The sequence below is a fragment of the Paenibacillus sp. LT-B23 genome (genome assembly GCF_059417685.1).
In genome coordinates this window covers 1-18,670 of sequence record NZ_JBSQBM010000008.1, presented here as the reverse complement: position 1 = coordinate 18,670, position 18,670 = coordinate 1, and the positions used below count along the sequence as shown (strand labels likewise).

The following is an 18,670-nucleotide window of genomic DNA, read 5'->3' as shown; positions in this document are numbered from 1 at the left end:
AGGAGGATTTTGCAAAAATCCACAAAGCGACGTGTAATCAACAATATATAGATCGAAATGATTTTATTCGTTTATATATTGCACCTTGGAGTGACTGGAATCGAATTTTGCAAAATCCTAAAAGATATGAGGCGTCATGCAAACTATAAAAGGTTGTGACCTATGAAAGTCATTTTATCAACGTTAAACGCAAAATATATTCATACCTCGCTGGCGATCCGGTGTCTCAAAGCCTACAGTGAAAAGGACTTTGACATCGAGCTGGCGGAGTATACGATCAAGGACCCTGTGATGAACATCGTATCCGACCTGTTTCAGCGGGGAGCGGATGTCATCGGCTTTTCCTGCTACATCTGGAACATTGAAGAAACGATTAAAGTCATTGATGTATTGAAAAAAATTATGCCAGAGGTCAAAATCATTCTCGGTGGCCCGGAAGTCTCTTACGATACCGACCATTGGATGAAACGCCTGCCGAATGTGGATTTTATCGTTGTCGGTGAGGGGGAGGAAACCTTTCATCAACTGCTTCAGGAGATTGAGGGTACGCAAAAGTACCATTTTGTATATGGACTGGCCTACCGCAAGGGAGAAGAGGTCATTCAGATGCCGGGCCGTCCAAAGGCGGACTTGAACGAGCTGCCGTCACCGTACCGCTTTGCAGAGGATATACCGGAATTAGGCAAACGGGTTGTTTATTTTGAAACCAGTCGGGGTTGCCCGTTCAGTTGCCAGTTCTGTCTGTCCAGTATTGAGGTAGGGGTGCGTTATTACGATATTGAGCGTACGAAGTCGGATATTCTGTATCTGATCGACAACGGAGCCAACCTGATCAAGTTCGTCGATCGGACCTTTAACATTAAACGCGATTATGCGCTGGAAATGTTCAAGTTTCTCATTGAAAACCATCGCGGATGTGTCTTCCAGTTTGAGATTACGGCAGACATTATGCGTCCCGAGGTGTTGGATTATTTGGCGGAAAACGCGCCGCCGGGCGTATTCCGCTTTGAAATCGGCGTCCAGTCGACGAATGATCCGACCAATGAGCTGGTCAAGCGTCGCCAGAACTTTGCCAAGCTTTCCCGTACCGTTACGAAGGTCAAGCAAAGCGGCAAGATCGACCAGCATCTCGATTTAATCGCCGGTCTGCCTTTGGAGGATTACAACACGTTCCGTAAAACGTTTAATGACGTTTTTGCGCTAGGCCCGGAAGAGCTTCAGCTCGGCTTCCTCAAAATGCTGCGCGGCACGGGACTGCGTATCGACGCAGACAAGTACAACTATACGTACATGGATGTTGCGCCTTATGAAATGCTGAGCAATGACGTCCTTTCCTTTGCCGATATCGTTCGACTCAAACGTTTGGAAGATGTGCTGGAGAAATACTGGAACTCCCATCGTATGGATCATACGGTGAACTATCTGATCGAGCGCGAATTTGCGTCGGCCTTTGATTTCTTTCAGGAGTTCGGAGACTATTGGGAGGGACAGGGCTGGCAAAAAATCGGTCACCAGCTCGAAGACCTGTTCACGCGTCTCCAGTCCTTTCTTGAATCACGCGGAACGAAGCGAATGGATATGGTGCTTGGGCTGATGAAGCTCGACTATTTCCTGAACCATAAATACAAGCCGCGTAAAATCTGGTGGGAACACGCCTTGGAGAAGGACGATTGGTCCAGCTATATGAAAATGGCTCTCCAGCACCCGGATGCGCTGTTGTCACCTGTGGTTGCAGACTTTGTGGCAGATGCGACGCAAACTGCTGCACCTGCTTCTCATGCTACAGATGGCCATTCCGTTTCGGACAGTTCGCAGCCGCAGCCATACCGCGAGGTGATTCCGTCTTTCGCTTCCTTGAAGCTGGGTGAAAAGGAACTGCAAAAGTACGCTGTGCTGGATGTTCTGCCGTTCCGGCTGGATCATATCCTGAGTGGTGGCAGCCCTTTGACCGCTGAAGGCCGAACGTTGCTACTCGTAATCTACCAGCAAAACGAGCAGCAAAAGCCACTGTACTACACCATGCCAATTGGCAAGGAAATTGCAGCGATTTAAGAGGAATAAGGTACAAATGACATCTAAACATCAGAAGGCATCGTTCTTAACAACACAAGAGTCGGTGCCTTCTTTTGACGAATGAAAAGAGTGATCAGATTGGGCTATATTATGGACTTAAGAAAAGTGGTAGGTACCAGACCCTTAATCATGGCAGGCGCTTGTGTGCTATTACTTAATAATAACCAATTATTGCTGGGACTTAGAACAGATAATGGATTATGGGGATTGCCAGGCGGGTCATTGGAACCGGGAGAATCTATGGAAGAGGTCGCGGTAAGAGAATTAGCCGAGGAAACAGGACTGAAGGCGGGTAGCCTTACTCTATTGGATGTATTCTCCGGGCCGCAATTATACTATAAATACCCGCATGGGGACGAAGTATACAATGAAATTATTATGAGATGATCCTATAAGATTTTAACCCGGACCTGGATAGAAGCGAAGCTATCTGAGGCCGGGTTTTGTTTTTTTACATCTATGTGATCTTTTGCTTGATGACGCTTTACAATTCAAATATATGATTATTTCATCATATATTTATATTAAATCTACTGGAGTGTGACCTTGTGAAGAAGCGTTCAATGAAAAAGAGTATTCTTGCTTTAGGCGCTATTACGGTTTTGGGTGCACCATTGTTATCATCTGACCTCCCTACCACTTTTGCAGCCTCATCTAATACGAAGTCCACTACAGCACAAGTATCCAAAGCACAGAAGTCTACCTCAGTAAAAGTCGATGCTCCTAAAAATGTCATTCTCTTTATCGGCGATGGCATGGGAGAAGCAAGCCGCAATGCGGTTCGTCTTGCAACAGTCGGGAAGTCGGGATTGCTTGAAATGGATAACATGCCTGTAACGGGGCTGGTTAGCACAAGCTCAGGGGACAACCTGGTTACAGATTCCGCCGCCGCCGCAACTGCCATTGCAACAGGTGTAAAAACATATAACGGTGCTATCGGGATGGATCTGAATAAAAAGCCCGTCACAACGATCATGGAGCTGGCCAAAAAAGCAGGCATGTCCACAGGTGTCGTGACGACAAGCCAAGTAACAGACGCAACGGGGGCAGCCTTTGGTGCGCATGTCGAAAAGCGCTCTGCGCAAAGCGAAATTGCTAAGCAGTATCTGGAAAATAGCAAGCTGGATGTTATTCTGGGTGGTGGTGAGGATTTCTGGTATCCTGCGGGTACAGCAGGTAAACATCCAGATGCGCCGGCAGAAGATCCTGAGGAAGCTAGTAAGGGAACTCAAGGAAATTTAGTGGAGCAGGCCAAGAAATTGGGCTATAGCTATGTGACAGATCAGGCGGAAATGAAAGCAGCCAAAGGCTCTAAACTGCTCGGGTTGTTCGCCAATGAAGAGATGTTCCAAGCTCATAATAAGCTGGGGAACTCTTATAACCCAACCGTTTCTTTGCCTGATATGACGACGAAAGCGATTGATGTTCTTTCCAAAAACCAAAAAGGCTTTTTCCTGATGGTAGAGGAAGAAGGAACGGATGAGATGGCGCATGACAATGAAGGCGCATTAACGATCAAGGCTGGGCAGCAGCTCGACAAGGCCGTTAAAGTAGCCAAAGATTATGCCAAAGCGCATCCAGATACATTGGTTCTGGTTACAGCTGACCACGAAACGGGTGGTTTGGCCATTGAAGGCAAGGATGCGAAAGACGAAGCCGACGACGGCACCACGAATGAAGATGGTCCATTCACCATACAAGGCACGAACGAAACGTTTTATATCGATTGGACGACAAAAGGACATACCGCAGTAGATGTGGCACTGACTGCGATGGGACCCGGCGCCTCCCAATTTAGCGGAAATTACCCGAATACTGCAATTCATGACAAGCTGGTTAAGCTGCTTAAATTGAAAAAATAACTTGGGATGAAATGCTGTCATCTGATATTTGAATAGAGAATATTAGGTGGGAAATCCTACCGTTCGGTGCCTGAATAAAGGATTTTCCATATTGGCAATATGGTTTTTCCTGTGATAAACTATAGCCAAAAGGTATATACTAAAAAAGAGTAAGGATGCTACCAACATCCTCACTCTTTGACAACAGCCGCTTATAAGGGCGGTGGCTGTTCAAAAAGTTTTAGTCATCGAAATATGACCGCATTCCTTTTCCAGAGGGCGGTCTATTTCTTTTTGTTGAAGGAAATAATCAAGATCACCAACGTTGCAAATTGAATCATCAACATCAGCGTATCTTTAACCTCCACAGGCATCACCTCCTTTGCAGGAGACTAGCCGACCGCCCATCTAAGCCATTCTGTTGTTAGTTCATAGTATATCATGTGGATAGTCTTACTAAAAAGGACAAAAATGAAAACGTCTGTTTCTAGATTCTAGGTTAACTTGTTCACCAACGATTGTACAGGATGGACAGAAAAGTTTAACCTATCATTTCGTGAAATCAGAGTGTGGTTTTTGGATAAGCTATTAAGGGTAACTTTATTCCTCTAATAAGGCGAAAAGAGAAAATTATTCACCAGCCAAAATTTGGTTTAAGCAAACGCCATCTTTTAAGCCTTGTTCATACATAATAGATTCAGCCATGCCTTGGAGTAAGGTAGTATTGGTTTCATAGTTGTAAAGTGCTTGTATGTATTCCTTTGGCAAGCAATCATGTAGAATAGAAAAGAGTTGATTACAGTTTTTCATTAAATCTTCGTATTCTGGGGATGTAGCCAAAATGGAACTTGCAACATGCTCCATGCGAATAGAAATGAACTGGTTAAGGCCATCTTGTATGGTTATTATACAGTGCTATAATAATGAAATCACTATGGTGAGGAGTTTGAACAATGACAACAAATAAAAAAGCGTTCACACTACGATTAAATCAAGAAAATTTTGAGAAAATCAAAATTATAGCTGAGCATGATAAGCGGTCAATCGCAAAACAAATTGAATATTTAATTGAACAACATATTGAGGAATTTGGGAATAAGAAAGCTAAAGAGCTTGAAGAGGAAAAAGCTAAAGAGCTATATAAATTGAACTAAAGAAACAACCAGCTAGAACCTGACACAAAGACGCTCAACGATCATCAAAGGTACTTTCATAATCTCTTCCATAAACTGTTGTACGTTGGTACGAATTTCAGCGATCGTGTGGTAAAAGACGTTGTTAATCACATCGGATTTAAGCCATTTCCACAACCCTTCGACTGCATTCAGTTCGGGGCTATAGGGAGGCAAAAATAAGTTCAAGTCGATCCTTCATCTCGTTTAGGAACGATGCCAGCAGTTTGACACCCCGATGTTTACCTGTAGTTTGAATGATACGCTGCTTGCCACGAAGAAACCACGTTTTTTGAATGGCTTGGTAATCGCGAATCATGGATTCGTCTTCAAATAATACATGGTCGATTTTTTCCGTCATGTATCTTTTTTTAAATTTGGAAACGTGACTTCCGAAAAAATTCGTTGCTTTCTTCGTCTGCCGCTACCAAGGTATAGGTTGGCTTGGTGTAGCTTAGCCCCTGACGGTGCATCTTTTTGGAGATGCCGCGAAGCGAGTATGTCTGACCAAACTCCCTTTTGATGAAGGCTGCCATGATCTCCAGTGTCCAATTGTGACGCGCGGTAAAGCTTACATCATGCGGAACGGAGTCCACGATCGTTTGTTTTAACTTTTCCAGTTGTTCTTTCGTTAATCGGACAGGTGCTCCTGACGAATGATTCATTTGCAGTCCGGAAAGCCCACGTGTTTCATAAGCTTGAATGTACCCTTTTACGGTTTTGGGGCTTATGAGCAATTTGCTCGACCTCTGTTCCCTGTAGATACAAATACAGCGTCTGATAGCGTTCAAACATCCGACGATCTTTTGCTTGTTTCATCGCGGTTTGGATCTCTTGAAATGAGGCTGAATGTTCCATGCGATTGCCCTGCCTGTCTAAAATTTTTACTTTATTACGTCGACATGCAGTAGCGAATTCCTTACCATAGTTTTCTAATCTTTAGTTCAACTTATATAGTTGGTACTTTGGAGTAGTTTCACTTAAATTTTCGATTTTTCTATCTTTGTACTTAGAACAAGTTCCTCGACTGGTTATCAGCGGCGTCACTGAACAATTTTTACTGAGAAAAGAACATGTAGCACTTGAATTCAAACTTTTGTTATTCATCTAATCGGCAAAGTAACAGCTATTTTTTCGGCTTTTAATGGTACTATGTTCTTGTCCCTCGACAAGAAATAATGTTCAGACGATGTTTATGATTGAATAATATTTCAGGGTGATTAACTGGATTTATATAGAAATTAAATGCATGTATATCCAAATAGTTTATACTGTATTTCCTTACTTTCAGTATTTATTCTTAGGTATATTTGTACCTTATATCATGTATCAGCTAATTGGAAAATCTCAAAGATTTTAAGCCTTGAAAAATCCTTTTGCAAACAAGATTAAGTCCATCTTACAAATGTATTCAATCAGACCCAAAGACAGTCAGATATTTAACCTGACTGTCTTTTTTTGTGAAACAAATTCAATATTTATGCAAAGGCTTTTCTCCATCCCCCGAGTAAGCTAATATTCTCCGCACCTTCAATGGGATAAGCTTCACATAAAAATCCGCTAACCTGCCTTCCATCAACTCTACCTGGCCAATACCAAGGGGAGCAGGAATGGAAGCTGTGAATATACCAAATGAATCTATCGGCATATCCCATAACTCAACTTGAATGGAGAACCCATCTTCGCCTGCTCGCACGAGACCCGGTTTAGCCGGCTCCGTAGGAAGCTTATACTTTTCGTATACCAGTCCAAATGCAGCCTGTCCGCACGAATTGCCAAAAATCTGAACCTCTATGTGTCTAGCTCGTGAACACTCTTTTTGGAAACATATCTCCTGTTATAGTCTATCCATAAGAAGGGTAATTCTATTGGTAAAATCCTTATAATTCATTGCTTTGGTCAATTCCTTTATATTTTCCCATTCGGATAGAATGTTGATAAAACTCTCGAATACATGGGTAAACAATTGCCGTTGTGTTTTATTAATCGCAATCATGGCAATCACCTGAACCTTTTCCGCCCCCCATCTAATAGGCTTTTCGTTAATAATGATGCATATTCCCGTTTTCTTGGCATCCATCTTCATGGAATGTGGCACGGCCACGTTATTATTGAAGGCGGTGGAGGACATTTTTTCCCGTTCCAAAACAGCGTCGCAATAATCCTTCTGAACATACTGCTTTTCATAAAGTTTCTGGGACATGTATTTGATGTATTCTTCCGCATCGTTCAAATAAACGTTTTTCAGGAACAGGTCTTCATCAAAAAACATATTGAGATAATTTTTCACATGCAACATATTTTTTCTTTCATTCAATTTTACGATCACATTTTGAACTTGTTCATAATCTTCTTTTGTAATAAAAGGATGCACAAAAACCGTTGGGATTTGGAGCGACTTAACCGGAAGCGTCGTAATGATCAACTCGAATTTATTCGAATCAGGCAAATGATCAAGTTCCGAAGTCACATGCATGATTTCGATAACATCCTTGAATTTTGCTTCGATTTTTTGTACCAGATTGAATTGCATATCATAGTAATTAGGGCATACGACCGCACACAACAATTTCGTCTCCAACTCTTTTTTTCTTTCAAAAAACGACCCGATATGAAAAGAAATATAAGCGATCTCATCCTCTACGATTGAAATGCTCTCCAGTTTTTTCAATTCGTTCGAAATGAATACAGATATTTCATAGATCAATGGATAAGTATCTTTCAAACTATACGTTAACGGATTTCTGGACCATTGCTTATTCCTCGCTCTGAACACCAAATTTCTAATATGAAGCGTAAACTTCACGATGAAACTGTCATCAGAAAGGTCAATAAAATAGGATTCATGAACCTTCTTCAACAAGGTTTGCGCGAGTTCAATGTAGTGCTTATCCATAAAGTGGGTTAAAGTCTCGGAAGTCAGCGACTGATAATTCAGCAGTGTCGTTTTGCTTGAAAGCAGAAGCACAAGATAATATCTTTCCGCAGCGTTAAATCGGATTCCGTACTCCCGTTCAATCATCTCGGTAATATCTTCAGTTGCATGCATTTCCAAATTACTTTTTAAATATTCGGCTTGTTTATTTCCCTCAATGGACTTGTTGTTTTTGATTCGATCCATGGTGATTACCAGATGCAAAATAATGCTATTGATAGTGTATTCATTGCTGATCAGATTATATTTTTCCAAGATAGCGATTACGTTTTGTTTTAATTGAACAATGTTATAGTCTTTAAAGGTCTCCTGTACTTTACCCATAGTCAAAAAATGTGGCGATGCCTCTTGGGCAATAATGTGGCTCATGAGCTTTCTCTTCTCGGTTTCTTCCCCCATCAGAACCAACATGTCGTTCTTTCGCCTTACTTTCAAATGGAATGCGAAGATTAAATGATTAGCACTATTAATATCATTTTCGATCGTGGATGTGCTGACAAACAATTTTTCGCTTAAATCGAATACATTAAGTCCTTCGGTATTAACAATTAACTCCTTAAGAATCATATTCATTCGTTTTGACGGGGTATCTTGGGCATGAACAGAAGGGGTGGTTTCCTGAAGATCCTGAGCAATCAATTTATACCCCGCTTGTGTAGAAGCAATTCGCGGCGTATCACTGTTAATTACGCTTACATAGTTTCGAATCGTTCGGGTAGAAACTTTAAAATTATTAGCCAGGGCCGCAGCTGTAACCCAATCGTTATGAGCTTCCAAATAATTGAGAAACGCTGTTAATTTAGAACTTTTCATATGCATTTCCTCCTTTTTTCCTAACTGTGGCCATCTTTCTATTAGTATAATGTAGACTTAAAAATACTCAGTATTCAGAAATTTCCTAGGGGTAGGAAATTATTTTTGCTAAATACGGACACATTTCTTATAACAACAACCTTTTTCAGTTGGGAAATCCCTGTTTTCCTGGGGTTAGGAAAGTATAATATTGGCTTGGTTCTTCCGATCGTGACATACTGAATTTGTAAAACAAAAAGGAGGAAAGACATCATGACAAAAAAAGTATTATTGGTTTGTGGAGCAGGCGCTTCATCCGGTTTTATGGCGGCTGCTGCGCGGAAGGCGATTAAACAAACAGGTGACGATATCGAATTTAAAGCCAAAAGCGAATCGGAAATTGCTGAGCACTTGAACAGTATTGATCTGCTTCTCGTTGCGCCGCACCTAAAATACATGATTGACGACGTAAAAGGCGCATGTGAAGAAGCGGGCGTACAATACGGCATCATTCCCCAAAAAGTGTATGGATCGTTGGATGGTCAAGGATTAGTTAAAGTTGCCAAAGAATTGTTGGAAGGTGGAAAATAATTGTGGAAAAAGTGACTCTCGAAGAATTGGCCTTGCTCTCCATGAACGTGATCTCGCATGCCGGTAAAGCACGTGATTATGTCTATCAGGCCGTGGACAAAGCATCGAAGGGAGAGTTCGAGCAAGCCGACGAAATAATGAAACAAGCAAATAGTGAGATTGTCACTGCTCATAAAGCCCAAACCAAGACATTACAAAAGGAAGCCGATGGCATCGAATTTCCGTTTTCACCATTATTCGGCCATGCTCAAGATACCATGATGACTGTTAAATCCGAAATGAACGTGATGAAAGAAATCATCAAGCTGTACAAGAGACTGTAAGGAGGAGCAAAAATGCTGGGTAAATTGATGCCATGGATGTCTGATGTTTTTGCGCCAAAGGTGAATGCCATTGCAAAAAATCCTTGGGTTGCATCTGTCCAAAGCGCAATGTTAGCAGCGATGCCGATGGTTCTGATCGGCTCGTTCGCCACCATCTTGACCATTGTCAAAGATTTTTGGAAGGGTTTTCCTGACTTCTCGTTACTTAGTACGTTCTCATTCGGGTTATTCTCGGTGTTCTTGGCGTATTTAATTCCGGAAGCGGTCATGATTAATAAAGGCCACAAAGACGTCTCCAAACAAGCAGGACTTGCAGGTTTGACATTCTTTCTTCTCCTAGTGTTTCCCACGCTTACAGCGGAGGGCAGGATCAGTTTTGATCTGAATACCTTCGGTTCAGCTGGCATGATCGCTGCCTTGATTGCAGGACTATTCGTGGGCTTTATCATGAATCTCTTTTCCAAATGGAAATTCATCGATGAGGATTCCCCCATTCCAGACTTTGTGGCCACCTGGTTTAATACTTTAATCCCGATTGCTCTGATCCTGGTAGTGGGTTGGTTATTCACATTTCAATTGAATATCAACTTGTACAACGAAGTTAACTCGATCTTCTCGCCACTCATTAATCTGGGACAAGGGTTCTGGGGACTCGTCATCATTAATTTTTTGGGTTACGCCTTCTTATACACGTTCGGAATATCTAGCTGGGTGTTATATCCGGTTATCACTGCTATTGCTTTGCCCGGCATTGCGCAGAATCAGGCCAATTATGCTGCCGGTCAGGTCGTCACCAATATTTTCACGAATGAAGCAATAACTATGTTTCTTCTCGGCGGCGGCGGTGCAACGCTATCGCTAGTCATTATGCTTGCCTTTATGGCCAAGTCACAACGACTAAAAATGATTGGGAAAGCTTCTCTGATTCCGTCCATTTTCAACATCAATGAACCCGTTGTCTTCGGTGCGCCGATTGCGTTCAATCCTCTTCTCATGATTCCAATGTGGATTAACGGACTCCTGGGGCCGGCTTTGCTTTGGATTGTTATGAAGACCGGTCTTGTACCTATTCCACATGACCCATTCCAGCTATGGTATTTGCCTGTACCGATCCTAAGCTGGGTTGTAACGCAATCGATTCGCGGACTGTTCTTCTTCATTGTACTGTTTGTTATCAGCTGGTTGGTCTATTATCCCTTTTTCAAATTGTACGATAAGCAAGCTGTTCAACAAGATTTGGAATTAATGGAAGAAGGAGAGTGATACTCGTGCGAAAAAACAATTACCCTGCTTTTCCGAAAGGTTTTCTGTGGGGTGGAGCCATTGCTGCTAGCCAAGCCGACGGTGCCTACGGCGAAGAAGGAAAACGGCCTAACTCATCTGATGTGCAGCCTTACCTGAAAGGCTTGTCGAATATGGAGATTCAGCAATTGGAAATTGAAGGTATGACATTGGATGAGGTGAAAAGAAATCTGGAGGATACAACGCACTATTTCCCTAAACGTTACGGAATTGACTTCTATCATACTTATGAAAGCGATTTAGAATTGCTAGCCGAGATGGGCTTCAACACGTTCAGGACTTCCATTGATTGGTCGAGAGTGTTCCCGAATGGCGACGAAAACGAACCGAATGAATTGGCCTTGAAACATTACGATAAGATGATCGACAAAATGAAGTCGCTCGGCATCGAGCCGATCATTACGATGCTGCATTACGAAACTCCGATCAACATTACGCTGCAATATGGTGGTTGGAACAATAAAGCCGTAATTGACATGTTTGAACGATACGGTAAAGTATTGTTAAACCGCTTCGGAAATCGCGTTAAATATTGGATCGTCATCAACCAAATCAACATGATTCAAATTGAACCGTTTTTGTCTCTAGGCATATGTAGTGACCAATATGACTACATTGAAGAAGCGGAGTACCAAGCCGTTCACAACCAGATGGTAGCTTGCGCCAAGATCCAACAGTATGCCAAAACGTTGAACCATGATTTGCAAATCGGCACTATGGTTGCCGACGGAACCGCTTATCCGTATTCCTGCAAACCCGATGATGTTGTGCTTGCCATGCAACATAACCGTATGCAATATTTCTTTACTGATGTTCAGCTTCGTGGCGAATATCCGAAGTATGCGCTTAATTATTTTAGAGAAAATCATTATAATCTTGATATCACTGAAGAAGAACTGCAGCTTTTGAAAGATAATACGATGGATTATATGTCCATATCTTACTATTTTTCTCAGATGGTTGATTCGTCGAAAAATGTGAACAAACCTGATTCCGTTACACCAAATCCTCATTTGGAAGCTAACCCATGGGGCTGGAATGTCGATCCGCAAGGACTCTATCATTCACTCTCCCAATACTGGGATCGTTATCAAAAACCAATTATCATTGCTGAAAACGGATTTGGGATGTATGACAAGCTTGAAAACGGTATGGTACATGACACTTATCGCATATCCTATCTGGGAGATCATATTGAGCAGGTTGGTCGGGCAATACATGATGGCGCAAACGTCATTGCTTACTGTGCCTGGGGACCCATTGATATTGTTAGTTGTTCTTCGCAACAAATGTCCAAGCGGTACGGTTTTATATACGTGGATCTGGATGATGAAGGAAACGGAACGGGTGAACGAATTAGAAAAGATAGTTTCTGTTGGTATAGGCAAGTTATCTCAAACAATGGTTCTGAGATTTAAAACAGTTCAAAGAGGTAGAAACCCTGCCTCTTTTTTTAAAAAATATGTACACTATCTTTCTGCTCTGAGCACAGAATCAAATATTCTTCAAGACAACCGTTTGCCCTCTCATTTTGCCCCGCAATTACTGCCATTTCCGTTTCACTCACCTTAGCCTTCTTCTCCTCAATCCTTACTCTAACTATATAAATTGAACTAAAAAGAAACAACCAGCTAGAACCTGACACAAAGACGGTCAACGATCATCAAAGGTACTTTCATAATCTCTTCCATAAACTATTGTAGGTTGGTACGAATCAGCGACCGTGTGGTAAAAGACGTTGTTAATCACATCGGATTTAAGCCATTTCCACAACCCTTCGACTGCATTCAGTTCGGGGCTATAGGGAGGCAAAAATAAGTTCAAGTCGATCCTTCATCTCGTTTAGGAACGATGCCAGCAGTTTGACACCCCGATGTTTACCTGTAGTTTGAATGATACGCTGTTTGCCACGAAGAAACCACGTTTTTTGAATGGCTTGGTAATCGCGAATCATGGATTCGTCTTCAAATAATGTATGGTTGATTTTTCCTGTCATGTATCTTTTTTTAAATTTGGAAACGTGACTTCCGAAAAAATTCGTTGCTTTTCTTCGTCTGCCGCTACCAAGGTATAGGTTGGCTTGGTGTAGCTTAGCCCCTGACGGTGCATCTTTTTGGAGATGCCGCGAAGCGAGTATGTCTGACCAAACTCCCTTTTGATGAAGGCTGCAATGATCTCCAGTGTCCAATTGTGACGCGCGGTAAAGCCTACATCATGCGGAACGGAGTCCACGATCGTTTGTTTTAACTTGTCCAGTTGTTCTTTCGTTAATTGGACAGGTGCTCCTGGCGAATGATTCATTTGCAGTCCGGAAAGCCCACGTGTTTCATAAGCTTGAATGTACCCTTTTACGGTTTTGGGGCTTCGGTTAATGATATGAGCAATTTGCTTGACCTCTGTTCCTTGTAGATACAAATACAGCGTCTGATAGCGTTCAAACATCCGACGATCTTTTGCTTGTTTCATCGCGGTTTGGATATCTTGAAATGAGGCTGAATGTTCCATGCGATTACCCTGCCTGTCTAAAATTGTTACTTTATTACTTCGACATGCAGTGGCGAATTCCTTACCATAGTTTTCTAATCTTTAGTTCAACTTATATAGAAGATGCATGATCGTTTTGTCGCAATGGCAACTGTCGTTTTTATCCTAAAGGATATATAAGTTGAATTAAAAAAATGTACATGGAAAACGGAGTAGGCGGAATGGTTCTGTACAAGCGAAGCGGTCGCTTTTGTCCCCGGATTTCTACCCTGATTATAAGCTTTATTCAAGAAATCCGGGGGCGGTGACGATGGGAAGCACTATCCGACTGCGCAGTGGCGTATTAGGTAACTTTTAAATTCAGCTTATATAGAAGAAGATAAATTTTATGAAAGAAACAGCTATATCAGGGACAAGGAATTTTATTATTATGATTTGACTTTATAGCTGTAATTACGTTATAAAATCGGTAATAATGAGGTGAGAATAAGTAAGGAGCTGTGCGCTAACACGGCTCCAGCATACAACAATTGCATAAAGAGCAGTCGGCCGCGTAAGATAAGGTCGGAAATAGACCGTTTTCCTTAGTCAGGGCGGTCTATTTCTTTTTCATGTAGGTAAGTAACGCCAGAATGAACATGCCGAACATGAGTCGCCTTTACTCCTCAGTTGTTTTCTTCCCCCAAACGTATTTCATTATAAAAAATAGTATTGCCAGTACCACAAGAAGCAACGCGATCTGTAAGCCATAATGATGTATAAGTTCTCCTGCTGTTTGTACATGATCGCCGAAAAAATGTCCGAGCAAAAAGAAGATTAGCGTCCAGATCAAGCCTGTTGAGTAAGAGAACAAAGCATAACGCCTGAAGCTCATTTTATTGATTCCGACAATATAAGGGATGATGTGACGGACAATCGGCAGGAAATAACTGATGCAAATGGTGAAATTACCATACTTATGTACCAAATTTTCCGAAAATGTAATGTACTTGTCCATTTTCTTTTTTCGTCGTAAGCGATCCAGAACGGTTGTACCCAAGAATCTTCCCAATACATAACCTAAGGACAAGCCCGATATAACCCCTAGATATACGATGAAAAAGGCGAGTAACGGTTGAAGTATTCCCATGCTGGTTACAGCCCCGCCAGTCATCACAATCACTTCGTCTGGAATGGGTAGCCCCACAATCCCGAGCCACAAGGAAAAAAATAGTGCCGCATAGCCATACTGTTCGATGATGGAAATTAAGTATTCAACGTCCATAACGACTCCCCCTATTCATGCTTTCTTCCGGCATACATAGACGAAAGCAGGTGGAATGTTCATGGGCACAAACTTGATTTCCTCAATATCAAACCATTCCCCTAACTGCTGCTTCATTTGCTTGGAATATTGAAAAGCGATAAACATTCCCTGATCCTTGAGCGACAGGTGAATCTGTTCTACAATTTGGTCTCGCATCGTTTGTGGAAAATTAAAAAATGGCAGCCCGCTTATAATGCAGTCAAGCTGTTCAATTTCGGCATTTTGCATAGCAAGTTGAAGCTCACGGGAGTCGGAATAACAAAGATAATTCGGAAATCTCTTTTTTAAATCTCGTCTCATCGTCTGATCCTTCTCAAAAAGCAGCACCTTGGTTTGTTCCCTTGCAGCAGACGGGATATACTGGGTAATTGCGCCAGTACCAGCACCAAGCTCGGCAACGGTATGAACTTCACTCCATGGAATAGACTCAATCATTTTTTTGGCTAGAAATCTGGAACTTGGCGTTATACTACCCACATATGCTGGCGAATGCAAAAATTTAAATAAGAACAGAAATCTCTCGTGAACCAAATGACTAATACGGATCATGAATCGTTCCCCTACTTTCGATTTTCTGAATACGTTCGTTTATTCTCTGCTAAGAGTAACAAATTATACCTTTGCTTGCTCCTGTCTGGAGTAGGGTTCATATCCCCGTCCTACGGCGGGGATTTTCCTTGACTATAGTCCAGGGAGCAGTGGGGAAATTATTCAGTTATCATTCAGCGTATTCTCAGGTTGCATTCAGTTTCGCTACCGATGAAAGAGAGGTGGGCAACTAAAAACATCATGTACACTGAGAGGGGATCTACTTTGTCACTATCCATTAATAGACATCTGATCACGACTTCCTACGATACCTCGAATACGGTGAAGTCTAACGAGACTGGATTAAATAACACAGGTAACATCACACACAAGAAATCTAACGATTCACTCGAATTGAGCACGGAATTTATGGAATATGCGGGTGGAATGCAAGCCTCGCTTCCTACGGAAAACTACAGTAAGGATTACAAATACGATCAGGATGCGTTTACGCTGACTACGGATCAACAGAAAACGTTATTATCCGAGCTGCAAAGCTACCTGACCTCTTCAAGCGCCTTATCTGAAACAGATGAACCTACTAACAGCAATACCAGGAACCCGCTGGCTTCGGTTACCGAGTTATTATCCAATCTGGATCTTTCGACGGCAACGGATGAGGAAGTATCGGATCTATTCGATAAAGTAGCAGAAACGATCCAGAATAATCGGCCTACACCGCCGCCCAAAGATGACTCATTCCAGTCGGAGGTCGATAGCAGCGGTCTACCTTCTATGATGCAAGCGATGGGTGGAATTATGCCTCCGTTCGCATGGAATATACAGGAGACCTCGAACCAAGAGGACAACAGCACTACATCTGACAAGGAACTTACGGTAGATGAAAAAAGATCTCTCATGAGTGATTTGCAAAGTATTCTGAGTTCCAGTCTGGTGTCCGGGTCGACGTCTTCAGAGGATGATCAAGCAACGGATCTGTTGTCTGCATTAAAAAACGCATGGGGCAATACGGACGAATCGAATGCGACAGATGAAGAAATATCGGCTTTATTTGATAAAATCGCTAAAGTTTTTGAACAATCTGTTTCATCATCTTCATAGTTATACCTTGCAATACCATTACTTAGAGTTAGTTAGCCCACAACTGAAAACCCATACTATTATAAAGGTGGAATCTTTTATGAACATCTCATCGACATCCAGCAGTTCTATATCTATTGCAAGCACCACATCTTCATCCAGCACCAATGATACAGCTAGTCTGGAAAAGCAAAAAGCTCAACTTGAAGCGGAGTACAACAAGGTACAGCAAAGTAAGGATAATAAAGACACAAAAGAAACGCAAATGAAGCAGCTTCAGCAGCAAATTAAACAAATTGAAGCGCAAATTGCCCAGCAAAGCTCTCAATCCACCAGCACGTCAACTCCAAAAGCGCAACAGCCAGCTCCACCAAGCAACACGGAAACCACTCGTGTCAACACTGCTAACAGTAGCGACATTACCGGTGTTGGGAAGTCACTGGATATTTCAATCTAATCCAATCTTTTTTTCTCATTGTACGGCAGACGGTAGACAGCAGAAGACAGCAGATAGCAGGCTCTCCGCCTCACCGGGGGGCCTGTTTTTTTAGCATTCAGCAAACCTTCAGTAAGCACTCATTTTATTTTCAATCTAGTGTTCTAAAATGAGTTTGTAGCCGATAAGGACAAGCAATTCACTCCTTAAAAGTTACCTGACACCTTATAGAACCATCAAGTCCATGCATACAGGCTTCACCAAACTATACTTTGTGAAAAGGGATGAATTTTATGAAAAAGAAATTGAATGTAATCGCTACGGCTGTACTGCTGGCTTCCATTACTGCATCGTATGCTTTTGCCAGCTCATCGACGGACGGGACGACCGCTGATTCTACTGCATCATTTGTAACTGCCACTCAAGAGGATTCCGCTACAGTAACTTCCACAGACACCAGTGCCACAGGTACTAGCGTAACCGTAGAAGCCCCACCGGAAGGAACGCCTCCGGATGGCGAGCCACCAAGCGGACAACCAGGCGAAGGCTCGGACAGCTATACAGATAACGGAACAGCAAAATACACACAAAGCGGTAAAAGTGTAACCCTGTCCAAGCAGACGATTGCTGCGAATCAGGCAGATCAGTCGATTGTTAAAGTAACAGACAGTGGCAAATTAACGCTTTCCAAGTCCACTCTGACTAAAAAAGGCGCTACCTCATCGGACGATTATAGTAACTTTTACGGCCTTAACGCTGGGGTTTTAGCTGCTTCTTCCAGCACCATCCAGTTGTCGGACTCCACTATTAAAACGGATGCCAACGGAGCCAATGCGGTGTTTGCAACAGGAGAAGGCTCTTCCATTAATGTAAAAGATGTTACCATTCAAACCAGCGCCGACTCCTCGCGTGGACTGGATGCTACCTTGAAGGGAACGGTTCATGCAACGAATGTCAAAATCCAAACGGCTGGTGAGCATTCCGCCGCTATTGCGACAGACCGGGGTAACGGTACGATTAATGTGACCAAAGCAACGGGCAAAACAACAGGAAAAGGTTCCCCAGGCATCTATTCGACAGGTACGATTACTGTATCCAATTCGGATTTGAAAGCAGCCGGCTCGGAAGCGGCTGTCATTGAAGGTAGAAACAGCATTACAGTCAATAACACCAGTTTGTCTGGAGATGTAGATCGTGGCGTCATGCTGTATCAAAGCTTCTCGGGCGATGCTGAGGTCGGAACCAGTGTCTTTGCGATGAATGGTGGTACATTGACGGCTAAGGCGGGTCCTATCTTCTATTCTACCAATACAGAAGCCGTGATTAACCTGAAAGGGGCCAAATTAAAAGGAAATACAGGAGTATTGCTGAACGCTGCTGCTGACAAGTGGGGAACCACAGGTTCAAACGGGGCCAATGTAACACTGAACGCGGACAACCAAACATTGCCAGGCAGCATTACTGCGGATAAAGTCAGTTCCATTACAGCTAATCTGAAAAACAAGACAACCCTGAAAGGCGCTATAAATTCGGAAAACACAGCCCAATCGGTTGCATTAAATCTGGATAAAACAAGCAAATGGGTCGTTACAGCGGATTCCTATTTGACCTCTTTGACAGACAGTGACACTAAACTCTCCAACATCGTGGATAACGGACACACCATTTTTTATGATGCAAGCACGAGTGCAAATAGCTGGTTGAACGGGGAAACTATTACCCTGTCCGGCGGCGGCAAGCTGACTCCAGTCAGTGCCTCATAAGTAGCTCGTTCGATAGAGTTGTT

General features: G+C 42.6%; 15 protein-coding genes and 5 pseudogenes. 11 read left to right on the top strand and 9 right to left on the bottom strand.

Going from position 1 to position 18,670, the window contains the following annotated elements:
* Nucleotides 1-162 precede the first annotated feature (162 nt).
* From ACWXW9_RS11520 to ACWXW9_RS11510, 3 genes and pseudogenes are all read left to right on the top strand, one after another.
* Nucleotides 163-2,052, top strand: a complete 1,890-nt coding sequence (locus ACWXW9_RS11520; RefSeq protein WP_494929506.1) for a B12-binding domain-containing radical SAM protein — start codon at nucleotides 163-165, stop codon at nucleotides 2,050-2,052.
* Nucleotides 2,053-2,151: 99 nt separating this feature from the next.
* Nucleotides 2,152-2,448: pseudogene (locus tag ACWXW9_RS11515) on the top strand (NUDIX domain-containing protein); the annotation flags it as partial.
* 173 nt (nucleotides 2,449-2,621) lie between these two features.
* On the top strand, nucleotides 2,622-3,935 hold the full coding sequence (locus ACWXW9_RS11510; RefSeq protein WP_494929505.1) for an alkaline phosphatase: 1,314 nt from the start codon (nucleotides 2,622-2,624) through the stop codon (nucleotides 3,933-3,935).
* A gap of 263 nt (nucleotides 3,936-4,198) precedes the next feature.
* Here the strand turns inward: ACWXW9_RS11510 and ACWXW9_RS11505 are convergent, their stop codons facing one another.
* Together ACWXW9_RS11505 and ACWXW9_RS11500 are read right to left on the bottom strand one after the other, a co-directional pair.
* Nucleotides 4,199-4,288: a putative holin-like toxin gene (locus tag ACWXW9_RS11505; protein ID WP_007429455.1), complete on the bottom strand. Its 90-nt coding sequence runs from the start codon at nucleotides 4,286-4,288 to the stop codon at nucleotides 4,199-4,201.
* Nucleotides 4,289-4,544: 256 nt separating this feature from the next.
* Complete coding sequence (locus ACWXW9_RS11500; RefSeq protein WP_494929504.1) at nucleotides 4,545-4,754, bottom strand: hypothetical protein; 210 nt, start codon at nucleotides 4,752-4,754, stop codon at nucleotides 4,545-4,547.
* A 113-nt stretch (nucleotides 4,755-4,867) separates the two neighbouring features.
* Between ACWXW9_RS11500 and ACWXW9_RS11495 the strand changes: the two genes are divergently transcribed.
* Nucleotides 4,868-5,068, top strand: a complete 201-nt coding sequence (locus tag ACWXW9_RS11495) for a type II toxin-antitoxin system antitoxin (RefSeq protein ID WP_494929503.1) — start codon at nucleotides 4,868-4,870, stop codon at nucleotides 5,066-5,068.
* A gap of 12 nt (nucleotides 5,069-5,080) precedes the next feature.
* Here ACWXW9_RS11495 and ACWXW9_RS11490 read toward each other — a convergent pair.
* The 3 genes and pseudogenes from ACWXW9_RS11490 to ACWXW9_RS11480 form a co-directional block, all read right to left on the bottom strand.
* Nucleotides 5,081-5,944: pseudogene (locus ACWXW9_RS11490) on the bottom strand (IS630 family transposase).
* 620 nt (nucleotides 5,945-6,564) lie between these two features.
* A pseudogene (locus ACWXW9_RS11485) lies at nucleotides 6,565-6,833 on the bottom strand (allophanate hydrolase-related protein).
* A 90-nt stretch (nucleotides 6,834-6,923) separates the two neighbouring features.
* Nucleotides 6,924-8,834 (bottom strand): BglG family transcription antiterminator, encoded by a 1,911-nt coding sequence (locus ACWXW9_RS11480; protein ID WP_494929502.1) that lies wholly within the window; start codon nucleotides 8,832-8,834, stop codon nucleotides 6,924-6,926.
* A 252-nt stretch (nucleotides 8,835-9,086) separates the two neighbouring features.
* Between ACWXW9_RS11480 and ACWXW9_RS11475 the strand changes: the two genes are divergently transcribed.
* The 4 genes from ACWXW9_RS11475 to ACWXW9_RS11460 are packed head-to-tail and all read left to right on the top strand — an operon-like array spanning nucleotide 9,087 to nucleotide 12,447.
* Nucleotides 9,087-9,404 carry a PTS sugar transporter subunit IIB gene (locus tag ACWXW9_RS11475; protein ID WP_494929501.1) on the top strand — a complete coding sequence of 106 codons (318 nt, stop codon included), beginning with the start codon at nucleotides 9,087-9,089 and terminating at the stop codon, nucleotides 9,402-9,404.
* 2 nt (nucleotides 9,405-9,406) lie between these two features.
* Nucleotides 9,407-9,727, top strand: coding sequence for a PTS sugar transporter subunit IIA (locus ACWXW9_RS11470; protein WP_494929500.1), 321 nt, complete (start codon nucleotides 9,407-9,409; stop codon nucleotides 9,725-9,727).
* Nucleotides 9,728-9,739: 12 nt separating this feature from the next.
* Nucleotides 9,740-10,990 (top strand): PTS sugar transporter subunit IIC, encoded by a 1,251-nt coding sequence (locus ACWXW9_RS11465; RefSeq protein WP_494929499.1) that lies wholly within the window; start codon nucleotides 9,740-9,742, stop codon nucleotides 10,988-10,990.
* A gap of 5 nt (nucleotides 10,991-10,995) precedes the next feature.
* The gene (locus tag ACWXW9_RS11460) at nucleotides 10,996-12,447 is read left to right on the top strand and encodes a glycoside hydrolase family 1 protein (RefSeq protein ID WP_494929498.1); all 1,452 of its coding nucleotides are present in this window, start codon (nucleotides 10,996-10,998) and stop codon (nucleotides 12,445-12,447) included.
* Between the two features lie 213 nt (nucleotides 12,448-12,660).
* Here ACWXW9_RS11460 and ACWXW9_RS11455 read toward each other — a convergent pair.
* The 4 genes and pseudogenes from ACWXW9_RS11455 to ACWXW9_RS11440 all read right to left on the bottom strand — a co-directional run bounded on the left by ACWXW9_RS11455 (nucleotide 12,661) and on the right by ACWXW9_RS11440 (nucleotide 15,368).
* A pseudogene (locus ACWXW9_RS11455) lies at nucleotides 12,661-13,534 on the bottom strand (IS630 family transposase).
* Between the two features lie 577 nt (nucleotides 13,535-14,111).
* Nucleotides 14,112-14,165 (bottom strand): annotated as a pseudogene (locus tag ACWXW9_RS11450) (putative holin-like toxin); the annotation flags it as partial.
* A 6-nt stretch (nucleotides 14,166-14,171) separates the two neighbouring features.
* Entirely contained in the window at nucleotides 14,172-14,777 is a 606-nt protein-coding gene (locus ACWXW9_RS11445) for a DedA family protein (RefSeq protein ID WP_494929497.1), read from the bottom strand.
* A gap of 15 nt (nucleotides 14,778-14,792) precedes the next feature.
* Complete coding sequence (locus ACWXW9_RS11440; RefSeq protein WP_494929496.1) at nucleotides 14,793-15,368, bottom strand: class I SAM-dependent methyltransferase; 576 nt, start codon at nucleotides 15,366-15,368, stop codon at nucleotides 14,793-14,795.
* Nucleotides 15,369-15,632: 264 nt separating this feature from the next.
* Here ACWXW9_RS11440 and ACWXW9_RS11435 point away from each other — a divergent pair, with 264 nt between their 5' ends.
* The 3 genes from ACWXW9_RS11435 to ACWXW9_RS11425 all read left to right on the top strand — a co-directional run bounded on the left by ACWXW9_RS11435 (nucleotide 15,633) and on the right by ACWXW9_RS11425 (nucleotide 18,647).
* Nucleotides 15,633-16,469, top strand: a complete 837-nt coding sequence (locus ACWXW9_RS11435; protein WP_494929495.1) for a hypothetical protein — start codon at nucleotides 15,633-15,635, stop codon at nucleotides 16,467-16,469.
* 79 nt (nucleotides 16,470-16,548) lie between these two features.
* Nucleotides 16,549-16,905: a FlxA-like family protein gene (locus tag ACWXW9_RS11430; protein WP_494929494.1), complete on the top strand. Its 357-nt coding sequence runs from the start codon at nucleotides 16,549-16,551 to the stop codon at nucleotides 16,903-16,905.
* Between the two features lie 272 nt (nucleotides 16,906-17,177).
* Nucleotides 17,178-18,647: a hypothetical protein gene (locus ACWXW9_RS11425; RefSeq protein WP_494929493.1), complete on the top strand. Its 1,470-nt coding sequence runs from the start codon at nucleotides 17,178-17,180 to the stop codon at nucleotides 18,645-18,647.
* Nucleotides 18,648-18,670: the final 23 nt, after the last annotated feature.